Origin of the sequence: Microbacterium ureisolvens, assembly GCF_015278315.1 — a bacterium.
Lineage (GTDB): Bacteria > Actinomycetota > Actinomycetes > Actinomycetales > Microbacteriaceae > Microbacterium > Microbacterium ureisolvens.
Genome location: NZ_JADIJE010000016.1, coordinates 62,771 through 73,543 on the forward strand (window position 1 = coordinate 62,771; position 10,773 = coordinate 73,543).

Consider the following 10,773-nt stretch of genomic DNA (forward strand, 5'->3'; position numbering starts at 1 on the left):
TCAGCCGGGCCGGTCGGTCTTCTCGAGACGGATCGCCGTGCGCACCGCCTCCCGCGCGCGCCGGCGGTCGCCCGCGGCGTCGTACGCGAGGCCGAGGCGGTACCAGACCCGCCAGTCGTCGGGATGAGCCTCGGCGTCGGCGCGGTACGCCGGGAAGACGGCATCCCCGTCCTCACGCAGCACCCGGCCGCTGGGGCGCACCGCCACATCGTCCTGCGGCAGGCCGCCCTCCGCCTCCATCCGCCTCCCGATCTGCTGCGCACGGACTCCGAACCACAGCTCGCGGCCCAGCGCCCACACGGCGATCAGGGGAAGCACGATCAGCGCGACGCCCATCGCGATGCCGACGCCGTCGCCGCTCATGAGGAGGAGCCACGCGCGCTGCCCGACGAGCACGATGTACAGCGCGAGCAGCGCCGCCATGACGGCGACGCCGATGCGAGCGCTCATGCGCCGGTGGTGCGGGCGACCTGGCCGGGCACGCCGCCCTCTTCCACCGGCCGCCCGTCGGCAGCAGCGGCAGGTCGCCCGATGCCGATGTCGATCAGGCTGTCGAGGCCGACGGTCACCCCGCGTGCGTCGCGTGCGGCGGCGAGGGCGAGACGGATGCCGGGGGCGTAGGCCTTCGCGGGCTCGACGGTGTCGTGGACGATCGCGAGGGACTCCCCCGCACCGGAGAGGATCGTCTCCTGCCGGGCGACGACGCCCGGACGGCGGAGCGAGTGGATCGGCACGCTCGCGACCTGCTGCCCGCGGGCCCGCTGGTCGACGTGCGGGGACTCGACGGGACCGACGCTCCCGCGAGCGGCGGCGATGAGTTCGGCCGTGCGCACGGCCGTCCCGCTCGGTGAGTCGATCTTCGTCTCGCGGTGCGCCTCGACGATCTCGATCGACGGGAAGAACGGCGCCGCCGCGGCAGCGAGGGCCGAGCCCAGCACCGAGCCGATCGAGAAGTTCGGGATGAAGACCGCGCCCGTGCCGGCGGCTTCGACCAGCGGTCGCACCAGCGCGAGCCGCTCGGCCGACCATCCGGACGTGCCGACGAGCACGTTGATGCCGCGCTCGATCGCGGCTCGCACGACGTCGATGGAGACGGCGGGCGTCGAGGCGTCCACGACGAGATCGGCGCCGCCCAGCTCCGACAGCTCCGATCGCGAGGACAACACGCCGGCGAGCTCGAACCCCGGCTCCGACTCGACCACGTCGCGGATGATGCCGCCGAGCTTTCCGGTGCCGCCGACGATGGCCACGCGTGTCGTCATGGCTTCCATCCTAGGCGGGGTCGTACGGGCGGGGCCGGGCGGGCGGCCGCCTCCCGCGCCGTACGCTGGAGGGGTGGTGACCCTGCGCCCCTCCCCCGTCGACGCCCCCGATGCGCACGAGCTGCTCGCCGAGTACTTCCGTTCGCGCACCGAGGGATTCGCGCTCCTGGACGTCGCGTACCGGACGACGTTCCCCGATCCCGCCGCCTTCGTGCCTCCCGCGGGCGTGTTCGTCGTGCTCGACGACGACGCCGGTGCGCCGCAGGGATGTGGCGGCATCCGTCTCATCCCGCCGGGTCCGCGGGGAGTGCGGTGCGAGCTGAAGCACCTGTACCTGCGACCGGTCACGCGCGGGCGCGGCTGGGGCCGCCTGCTCGTGGAGGACCTGGAGCAGCGCGCGCGGGAGTTCGGGGCCGCCGAGCTGGTGCTCGACACGCACCACTCGCTCGAAGCGGCCGGCGCGCTCTACACGCGCACCGGATTCACCACCATCGATCCCTACAACGACAACCCGAACGCGTCGCGCTGGTACGGCAAGGAGCTCTGACGCCGCCGGGTCAGACGGGGTAGACCTCGGGGAGGCCGGTGCGCAGCTCGACCGGGAGGTGCGCCATGTCGTTGTGCGACAGCAGCGTCCACGGGCGTCCCTGCTTCTGCGCGATCACCGTCAGTCCGCAGTGCGCCTGATTGAGGGTCATCCAGCGCCAGTCCGGCGCCTGCAGCACCTCGCGCACGAACCAGGCGATCACGAAGTTGTGCGTGATCACCAGTTCATGCACCTCGCCCCGCTTGCGCACCAGGAACTCGCTCACCGCGTCCGACATCTGCGCGCGTCCCGCCTCGACCTCGGCCTCGGTCACCGAGCCGAAGAACGGCTCGAACGCCGCGGGCGTCTCCTCCGTCATGCCGGTGGGGACGCAGTCGAACAGCAGCGCCGAGGGCTCGGGCGAGAGCGAGGGCATCCTCTCGGCGACGGCGCGCGCGGTCTGACTCGCCCGCTCGAGGGGCGAGTGCCACACCGCGTCGAACGGCACGCCCGAGAGCCGGTCGGCCAGCAGCGAGGCCTGACGCCGGCCGCGCGGCGAGAGAGGGCCGTCGACGAGGCCGTGCTCGGCATCCTGATGCTCGCCGTGCCGCACGAGGTAGATGTAGTGCGTCACGCAGCTCACTCCGTCGGGGGTCGCGTGCCGGGAACGGCACGGATTCCACCCTACGACAACTGCTGGAGCGCGCCCGGACGAGCGACCGCCGGGCGTGCCGCGCGCGGATCGCTACTCGGAGGCGCGCGCGATATCGGCCAGCTGCGCGCGATTCAGGTGCACGCCGACGCCCTGCACGAGCTCTTCGACGTGCTGAGGCGCGTAGGCGTTCACGATGGGCGCGGTGACGAGCTTCTGCGCCAGCAGCCACGCGACGGCCACCGCCGCGTCGGGGACACCCAGATCCGCGCCGACGGCGTCCAGCGCGCGCAGCGTGCGGCTTCCGCGGCGGTTGAGGTTCGCCGCGAGCTGCGCGCCGCGCACCGACAGGGCGCCGCGGATCTTCGAGCGCTGGCGGCCGGCCAGGAACCCGTGCTCGAGGGCGTGCGACGGGGTCACCGCCATGCCCTGCGCACCAGCGACGAGCCGCAGATCGGCGTCGAACTCGTGACGGCGGAGCACGTTGAAGGGCACGTCGAGCACCGTGATGCGCGGGTACCCCGCCGAGGCGAAGATGCGCGCCTCCACGAGCTGTGCCGCACTGAAGCCGATCACGCCCACCGCCCGGATCTTGCCGGTCTCGACGAGCCACTCGGCCGTCGCGAGGGTGTCTTCCAGCGACGACCCCGGGTCGGTGGTGGCATCGAGGTACAGCACGTCGATGCGATCGGTGCGCAGGCGTGAGAGCGATGCCTCGACCGCGCGCACGAGGCTCACCGGGCCGAGACCCGGGTTGTCGGCGTGGCCGCCGACCCGCACGGCGAGCACCACGTCGTCGCGCAGACCCCGCGACTGGAGCCACTGGCCGATGATGTGCTCGCTGCGTCCGCTGGAGTAGCTGTCGGCGGTGTGGACGGTGTTGCCGCCCAGCTCGGCGTAGGTGTCGAGGATGGCGTGGCTGGACTCGAGGTCGACGTTCCAGCCGAACTCGGCGGCGCCGAGGATCAGCGGGAAGACGTAGGAGCCGCTCTCGCCGAGCGCGACGCGGACGTTGCTGCCGATCGAGGGGCCCTGCACGGGGATGGGGGCGGAGGGATGAGAACCCCGCACGGCGGTGGCTCCTTGCGCGGCAGCGGAGGCCGCGGCATCGGGACTCGACGAGGGAAGCGTCGAGTCAACGCCGAAGTAAGCCATGTGCCACCCCCTCACGAAAACCCCTGCGGAGCTTCGTGATCACTGTCTACGCGCCCCCCGGCGCGTACTTAGAGGGTAGGGCAGTCCGGACAGCAGTCCGTCCATTGAGACGAACTGTCGATAAACATTGCATAACGCTTTGGTCACGAAGCCCTGTACTGCGCGGATCCGTCCCCTTTTCGGAGGACAGAGGACACGGAGGCCTCGACCGGACGACGGATGCCCGCCCCTCGAAAAGGGACGGGCATCCGCGTTGACGGAATCGCATCCGCGACGGGCCGATCAGCCCTCGGCCGGAGCCTCCGGGCCGGGGTTGGCCGCGGCGCGACCCTCCTGGTCGGCGGCCTCCTCGAGAACGGGCTCGAGCGAGAGCTTGCCGCGGTCGTCGATCTTCGTGATCTTCACGAGGAGCTTCTGACCGACCGACAGCACGTCGTCGACGTTCTCCACGCGCTTGCCACCGGCGAGCTTGCGGACCTCGCTGACGTGCAGCAGCCCGTCCTTGCCCGGCAGGAGCGAGATGAACGCGCCGAACGTCGCGATCTTGACGACCGTGCCGAGGAACTGCTCGCCGACCTCGGGGTTGGTGGGGTTGGCGATCGCGTTCACCTGGGCGCGGGCGGCCTCGGCCGACGGGCCGTCGGTCGCGCCGATGTAGACGGTGCCGTCCTCCTCGATGGAGATGTCGGCGCCGGTCTCGTCCTGGATCGCGTTGATCGTCTTGCCCTTGGGGCCGATGAGCTCGCCGATCTTGTCGACCGGGATCTGCACGCTGATGACGCGGGGCGCCGTCGGGGCCATCTCGTCGGGGCCGTCGATGGCGGCGTTCAGCACACCCAGGATCGTGAGGCGCGCCTCCTTCGCCTGCGTGAGCGCAGCCGACAGCACGGACGACGGGATGCCGTCGAGCTTGGTGTCGAGCTGGATCGCGGTGACGAACTCGCTGGTGCCCGCGACCTTGAAGTCCATGTCGCCGAGCGCGTCCTCGGCGCCCAGGATGTCGGTCAGAGCCGCGTAGCGCGTCTGGCCGTCGACCTCATCCGACACGAGGCCCATCGCGATGCCGGCGACGGGTGCGCGCAGCGGCACACCCGCGTTCAGCAGCGACAGCGTCGAGGCGCAGACCGAGCCCATCGAGGTCGAGCCGTTCGAGCCGAGCGCCTCGGACACCTGGCGGATCGCGTACGGGAACTCCTCCCGAGCGGGGAGCACGGGCACCAGCGCGCGCTCGGCGAGGAAGCCGTGGCCGATCTCGCGACGCTTGGGGCTGCCCACACGACCCGTCTCACCCGTCGAGTAGGGCGGGAAGTTGTAGTGGTGCATGTAGCGCTTGTGCGTGACGGGCGACAGCGAGTCGATCTGCTGCTCCATCTTGAGCATGTTCAGCGTGGTGACGCCCAGGATCTGGGTCTCGCCGCGCTGGAAGATCGCCGAGCCGTGGACGCGCGGGATGACCTGCACCTCGGCGTCGAGCGGACGGATGTCGGCCAGGCCGCGGCCGTCGATGCGGACGCCCTCGCTGAGGATGCGTCCGCGCACGATCTTCTTGGTGACCGACTTGTACGCGGCCGAGAACTCGAGCGTCGCCACGGCGGGGAGCTCCTCCGCCTCGACGGCGGCGACGAGCTCGGCCTTGACGCGGTCCTTCACGGCGTCGTCGGCGTTCTGGCGCTCCTGCTTGTCGGCGATCTGGTAGATGCCCACCAGCTCGTCGTACGCGCGGCCCGCGACGAAGTCGTAGGTCTCCTGGCTGTACGCCGGGAACACCGGGTACTCCTGGATCTCCTTGGCGGCGGTGTTCGCCACGACGTTCTGCGCCGCGACGAGCTCCTTGATGAACGGCTTCGCCGCCTCGAGGCCCTCCGCGACGACCTCTTCGCTCGGCTTGGTGGCGCCGCCCTTGATGAGGTTCCACGATCCCTCGGTCGCCTCGGCCTCGACCATCATGATCGCGACGTCGCCGTCATCGAGCACGCGGCCTGCGACGATGAGGTCGAACACGGCCTCTTCGAGCTGCTTCACGTTCGGGAACGCGACCCACTGGTCGGCGTGCTCGCCGTGGCCGGGGATGAGCGCGAGGCGCACACCGGCGATCGGACCCGAGAACGGCAGGCCCGAGATCTGCGTCGACAGCGAGGCGGCGTTGATCGCCAGCGCGTCGTAGAACTCGCCCGGCGCGATCGAGAGCACCGTGACGACGATCTGCACCTCGTTGCGCAGGCCGTCGACGAACGACGGACGCAGCGGGCGGTCGATGAGACGGCACACCAGGATCGCCTCGGTCGACGGGCGGCCCTCGCGGCGGAAGAACGAGCCGGGGATCTTGCCCGCGGCGTACGAACGCTCTTCGACGTCGACGGTCAGCGGGAAGAAGTCGAAGCCCTCGCGAGGGTGCTTGCCGGCACTGGTGGCCGACAGGAGCATGGTCTCCTCGTCGAGGTAGGCGGCGACGGCACCCTGTGCCTGCTGCGCCAGACGCCCGGTCTCGAACCGGACGGTGCGGGTGCCGAAGCGGCCGTTGTCGAGGACGGCTTCGGCGGCGGTGATTTCAGGACCTTCCAAGAGGTCTCTCCTTCTTTGTTTAGGCTCGCACGCGCGTCTCGCGCACGAGCTTGTGCGAAGGAGCAGGAACAGGCAGATCTCGGCGCGCGGGAGTGCCGCGGGGTTCGCCAGCGCTGGTCACCAGTAGAAGACCACCCGACGTCGTCCGGCGGGGAATCCACCACAGGGGACCAGCTTCCTGCCGGCCTGCTCCGTGTAGCTCACATATGGAATTGAGCGGTTGCCCCAGGGCAACCCGCCCAAGCCTATCAGCCGGCCTCCCGATGACCCCACCTGGCGGGCATCGGATGCCACGCCTAGGGTAAGGGCATGAGCACCGACGAGAAGCCGGCGTCTGCGGCATCCGATGAGATGAAGCGCAAGTTCAAGGAAGCACTCGACAAGAAGAACGCGAACCACCGCCAGGGCGAGTCCCACATGGACGCCGATTCGGCGATCCACGGCACGCACGGCGCGGTCACGAAACGCGAATTCCGTCGCAAGAGCGGATAGGAGCAGATCATGGTCTTCGACCCGACGTTCCACGAGATCTCGGAAGAGGCCGACGAGCTGCCCGACCTGGACGGCTCGGAAGAGGCGGCGCCCCTCGACGGCGACGTCCAAGAGAACGAGCTTCCGCCGTACGGCGAGGAGTGATCGGGAGGCGGCATGAGCGACTTCCGCGAGCGGATCCCCGACGACGAACGTGACGTCCCCGTCGACGACGAGGACGAGTTCGAGCTGCCACCGCCCACGATCGATCCGCAGGAGGCGGTCGAGGAGAACGTCGACGACCTCGAGCTCGAGGAGCGCGAGGCCGCGATCGAAGCCGGCGAGATCGCGCCGGGAGAATGAGACAGGCGGGCGCGGATCTCCCGCGCCCGCCTGCTTCTCCGTCAGCGCGACAGCACAGCCTCGCGCGCACGGCGCTCCTTCGCTTCGGCCTCGGCGACGGCCGCCTCCTCCAGGCCCTGCACCCCGACCGCGTCGGGTGCCGACGATGTTCCGTCATGGTCGTGGCCCGACATCGTGGTCTCGTCGAACGGAAGCTCTCCGGCGAGCACGCGGCGGGCGCGGGCGGCGTCGAACTCCTTCGTCCAGGTGCCGATGAGCACGGTCGCCACCGCGTTGCCGGTGAAGTTCGTGAGCGCGCGGCCCTCCGACATGAACCGGTCGATCCCCACGATCACGCCCACACCGTTCACGAGGTCGGGGCGATAGGCCTGAAGGCCGCCGGCCAGGGTGGCCAGGCCCGCACCGGTGACGCCGGCTGCGCCCTTGGACGCGATGATCATGAAGACCAGCAGGCCGATCTGCTGCCCGATCGACATGGGTGCGCCCATGCCGCTGGCGATGAACAGCGACGCCATCGTCAGGTAGATCGCCGTGCCGTCGAGGTTGAACGAGTAGCCGGTCGGCACCGTGATCCCCACCACGGGCTTCGAGACGCCGAGGTGCTCGAGCTTGGCGATCAGGCGCGGGAGTGCCGACTCCGATGACGAGGTGCCGACGATCAGCAGGTACTCGCGCGCCAGGTACTTGATGAGGCTGAAGATGTTCACTCGGGTGACCGCGTACAGGAGCGTGCCGAGCACCCCGACGATGAACACGACGCACGTGATGTAGAAGGCGATCATCAGGGTCCCCAGCGCCCAGATGGCGGCGATCCCGGTGTTGCCGACCACGGCGGCGATCGCTCCGAAAGCGCCGATCGGCGCGAGCCACAGGATCATGCCCAGGATCCGGAAGACGAGCGCCTGCAGATGCTTGATCGCGTTCATGATCGGCACGCCCTTGTCACCCATCTGCTGCAGCGCGAAGCCGACGAGGAGGGCGATGAAGAGCACCTGCAGGACGCTCTCCCCCGTGAAGGCCGAGAAGAACGTGGTGGGGATGATGCCGAGGACGAACTCCTGCGTGGTCTTGGCCTCCGCCGTCGACTCGTAGGTCGAGTTCGCCATGTTCAGGCCCTCACCCGGGTGGAGCAGGTTGCCGACCACGAGGCCGATCGCCAGCGCGAAGGTCGACATGACCATGAAGTACAGCAGCGCCAGCCCGCCGATCTTGCCGACGGTCGCGGCCTTGGCGATCGAGCCGACCCCTACGACGATCGTGCAGAAGATGATCGGCGCGATCATCATCTTGATCAGCGCGACGAAGCCCTCGCCGAGGGGCTTCAGCGCGACGCCGACCTCCGGCCAGACGAGGCCGACGACGGCGCCGAGCACCACGGCGACGATGACCGAGACGTAGAGCCAGGTGTGTCTGTCCCACGCATGCTTGCCGCGCTTCGGGTTGAAGCCGGGGAGCGTGAACGACATGGTGCGGGTCGAGAGAGCCATCTTTGCCTCCTGCGGGTGGGAACGGCGGTGTTTCCGCGGCGCCGTCGGAATGTGCGCCGTACGCCAGCGTGCGCGCACCGCCGCGGGCGGACCATTTGTGGTCGTATTGGTCGCGCTCGGGACGGCTCCCCGAGGGCGCACAGGCGCGAGGATGGACGCGACGGCATCGATGAGGAGCGCCATGTCATCGCAGAGACGGCACGACAGCGCGGCGTCGCGCGTGTTCGCGATCGTCGCCGTATCGGCGCTGGTGATCGTCGCCGCACTCGCGATCGTGCTGGTGGTCGACGCCGAGCGCACCGAGCGCAACGAGGCCGAGGAGGTCACCCGAGCCGTCGCCGCCTCGCTCGCGTCGCTGCCCGAGGTGGGAGCGGCGTTGACGCTCCCCGACGCGTCGGCCTCGCTCCAGCCGCTCGCCGAAGACGTCATGGCGCGGACCGGCCTCGACTTCGTGACGATCATGACGGCGGACGGCATCCGCGTCACCCATCGCGACCCCGCCGAGATCGGCCGGCACTACCTCGGCACCATCCCGGCGACACCCTCGATGCACACCGAGGAGTTCACCGGAACGCTCGGCCCCTCGGTCCGCACGATCGTGCCGGTCGAGTCGGAGGGAGGCCTCGTGGGATGGGTGTCGGTCGGCGTCACGATCGGCAGCATCTGGTCGAAGATCGTGCCGCGGCTCCCGTTCGTCGCCACCATCGCGCTCGCGCTGCTCGCGGCGGGGCTCATCGGAGCGTGGCTCGCGCGTCGCTCCACCCGCCGCGTCGCCGGCGACCTCCCCGCCGGGACCATCCGCGACGCCGTCGCCTCGTACGAGTCCGTGCGCACGCTCGGCGAGGCGCTGCGGGCGCAGACCCACGAGCACGGCAACCGCATGCACACCGCGGTGTCCCTTCTCGAGCTCGGCCGCACCTCGGAGGCGATCGAGATCCTCACCGAGACCTCACGGCAGAGCCAGGAGCTCGTCGACCAGGTGGCCGCACGGAGAGGCGGCGATCCGACCGTCGGTGCGCTGCTGCTGGGCAAGGCGGCACAGGCGCGCGAGCGCGGGATCGACTGGTCCGCCGAGATCGACCCGCAGGCTCCGCGCAGCGTGCTGTCCCCCGTCGACGCGGTGTCGGTCGTGGGGAACCTCATCGACAATGCGATGGATGCCGCGGCCGCTGCAGACGCGCCGCGCTGGGTGCGCGTCGTCTTCGGCGCGACAGCGTCGTCGCCGCCGGCGCTGCGCCTGGAGGTGTCGGACAGCGGCATCGGCGTGCCGCACGACCTCCGCGAGCGGATCTACGAGCACGGCTTCTCGACGAAACCGGGCGGCGCCGAGGGGCGGGGTGTCGGCCTCGCCCTGGTGCACTCGATCGTCGCCGACGCAGGCGGAACGGTCGCCCTGCAGGACGATCCGACCGCCTTCGTGGTGACGCTGCCGGCGAGGCCGCTGTGATCGGCGTGCTGCTCGTCGACGACGACGCGCTGACGCTCGAGCTGCATCGCGACTACCTCGCGCGCCTGGACGGGTTCCGAACCGTCGCGGAGTGCACCGGCGCCCGCGCGGCGATCGACGCCGTGCTGTCGCGCCGCGACGAGATCGACCTCGTGCTGCTCGACGTCACCATGCCGGACGGCACCGGGCTCGACGTCCTGCGGCACCTGCGCGCTCGTGGCGTCGCGGTCGACGTCATCGCGATCACCGGCGTCCGCGACGCGGACGTCGTGCGCCAGATGGTCTCGCTCGGCGTCGCGCAGTACCTCGTGAAGCCCTTCACGTTCGCGGTCTTCCGCGAACGGCTGGAGCAGTACGGCGAGTTCCGCCGTCGCGCCGACCAGGCCGCCGGAGCTCCCACCCAGGCCGAGATCGACGCGCTGCTGGGCGCCCTGCGTCCGTCGGTGCCGGTCGCCCTGCCGAAGGGCCTCTCCCTCGAGACACTGGCACGCATCAGCGACGAGGTCCGCGCGCGCGGCCCGATCTCGGCGGCGGAAGCGGCCGAGCGTCTCGGGATGTCGCGCGTCGCGGCGCGGCGATATCTCGAGCACCTGGTGGCCCAGGGCCGCGCCGAGCGCGCCGCCCGCTACGGCACCCGCGGCAGGCCGGAGTCGGAGTACGCCTGGGTGCAGCATCCCACCGTCCGGCACCCGGACTGACGGCCTGTCGACCGAGAGGGGTTTCGAATGGGTCAAGTCCCGTCGTGTGGTGTCATTCCTGCTGTTGCCTGGGGTGGTTGAGGGTCAGGCGGTGAGGTAGAGCTCGGGGCGGGCGGGTTCGGCTGTCTCGTGCAGGGTGTGGACCAGTTT

At 70.4% G+C, this 10,773-nt stretch carries 12 protein-coding genes; 6 read left to right on the plus strand and 6 right to left on the minus strand.

Annotated elements, in window-relative coordinates; genetic code table 11:
- The gene (locus IM767_RS18925; protein ID WP_109211865.1) at positions 1 to 450 is read right to left on the minus strand and encodes a tetratricopeptide repeat protein; all 450 of its coding nucleotides are present in this window, start codon (positions 448 to 450) and stop codon (positions 1 to 3) included.
- Positions 447 to 1,262 (minus strand): 4-hydroxy-tetrahydrodipicolinate reductase, encoded by an 816-nt coding sequence (gene dapB / locus IM767_RS18930; protein WP_109211866.1) that lies wholly within the window; start codon positions 1,260 to 1,262, stop codon positions 447 to 449. Before dapB ends, IM767_RS18925 begins: the two co-directional genes overlap by 4 nt.
- Positions 1,263 to 1,335: 73 nt before the next feature.
- On the opposite strand from dapB, the gene IM767_RS18935 reads away from it, so the two are divergent.
- Entirely contained in the window at positions 1,336 to 1,809 is a 474-nt protein-coding gene (locus IM767_RS18935; RefSeq protein WP_194398945.1) for a GNAT family N-acetyltransferase, read from the plus strand.
- 10 nt (positions 1,810 to 1,819) lie between these two features.
- On the opposite strand, the gene IM767_RS18940 is transcribed toward IM767_RS18935, so the two are convergent.
- From IM767_RS18940 to IM767_RS18950, 3 genes are all read right to left on the minus strand, one after another.
- On the minus strand, positions 1,820 to 2,422 hold the full coding sequence (locus IM767_RS18940; protein WP_109211867.1) for a histidine phosphatase family protein: 603 nt from the start codon (positions 2,420 to 2,422) through the stop codon (positions 1,820 to 1,822).
- A 111-nt stretch (positions 2,423 to 2,533) separates the two neighbouring features.
- A complete protein-coding gene (locus IM767_RS18945; RefSeq protein WP_109211868.1) occupies positions 2,534 to 3,595 on the minus strand; it encodes an aldo/keto reductase in 1,062 nt (353 codons plus the stop codon).
- A 282-nt stretch (positions 3,596 to 3,877) separates the two neighbouring features.
- On the minus strand, positions 3,878 to 6,157 hold the full coding sequence (locus tag IM767_RS18950) for a polyribonucleotide nucleotidyltransferase (RefSeq protein WP_109211869.1): 2,280 nt from the start codon (positions 6,155 to 6,157) through the stop codon (positions 3,878 to 3,880).
- 309 nt (positions 6,158 to 6,466) lie between these two features.
- Here IM767_RS18950 and IM767_RS18955 point away from each other — a divergent pair, with 309 nt between their 5' ends.
- From IM767_RS18955 to IM767_RS18960, 3 genes are read left to right on the plus strand one after another with little or no spacing between them, the layout of a single operon-like run.
- The gene (locus IM767_RS18955) at positions 6,467 to 6,649 is read left to right on the plus strand and encodes a DUF5302 domain-containing protein (RefSeq protein WP_109211870.1); all 183 of its coding nucleotides are present in this window, start codon (positions 6,467 to 6,469) and stop codon (positions 6,647 to 6,649) included.
- A 9-nt stretch (positions 6,650 to 6,658) separates the two neighbouring features.
- Positions 6,659 to 6,793, plus strand: a complete 135-nt coding sequence (locus IM767_RS21075; protein ID WP_275426033.1) for a hypothetical protein — start codon at positions 6,659 to 6,661, stop codon at positions 6,791 to 6,793.
- A gap of 12 nt (positions 6,794 to 6,805) precedes the next feature.
- A complete protein-coding gene (locus IM767_RS18960) occupies positions 6,806 to 6,991 on the plus strand; it encodes a hypothetical protein (RefSeq protein ID WP_109211871.1) in 186 nt (61 codons plus the stop codon).
- Positions 6,992 to 7,032: 41 nt separating this feature from the next.
- On the opposite strand, the gene IM767_RS18965 is transcribed toward IM767_RS18960, so the two are convergent.
- Complete coding sequence (locus IM767_RS18965; RefSeq protein WP_109211872.1) at positions 7,033 to 8,478, minus strand: cation:dicarboxylate symporter family transporter; 1,446 nt, start codon at positions 8,476 to 8,478, stop codon at positions 7,033 to 7,035.
- 181 nt (positions 8,479 to 8,659) lie between these two features.
- Here IM767_RS18965 and IM767_RS18970 point away from each other — a divergent pair, with 181 nt between their 5' ends.
- Both IM767_RS18970 and IM767_RS18975 read left to right on the plus strand, forming a co-directional pair.
- Entirely contained in the window at positions 8,660 to 9,925 is a 1,266-nt protein-coding gene (locus tag IM767_RS18970; protein ID WP_109211873.1) for an ATP-binding protein, read from the plus strand.
- A complete protein-coding gene (locus IM767_RS18975; protein ID WP_109211874.1) occupies positions 9,922 to 10,623 on the plus strand; it encodes a response regulator in 702 nt (233 codons plus the stop codon). Before IM767_RS18970 ends, IM767_RS18975 begins: the two co-directional genes overlap by 4 nt.
- The last annotated feature ends 150 nt before the right edge of the window (positions 10,624 to 10,773 follow it).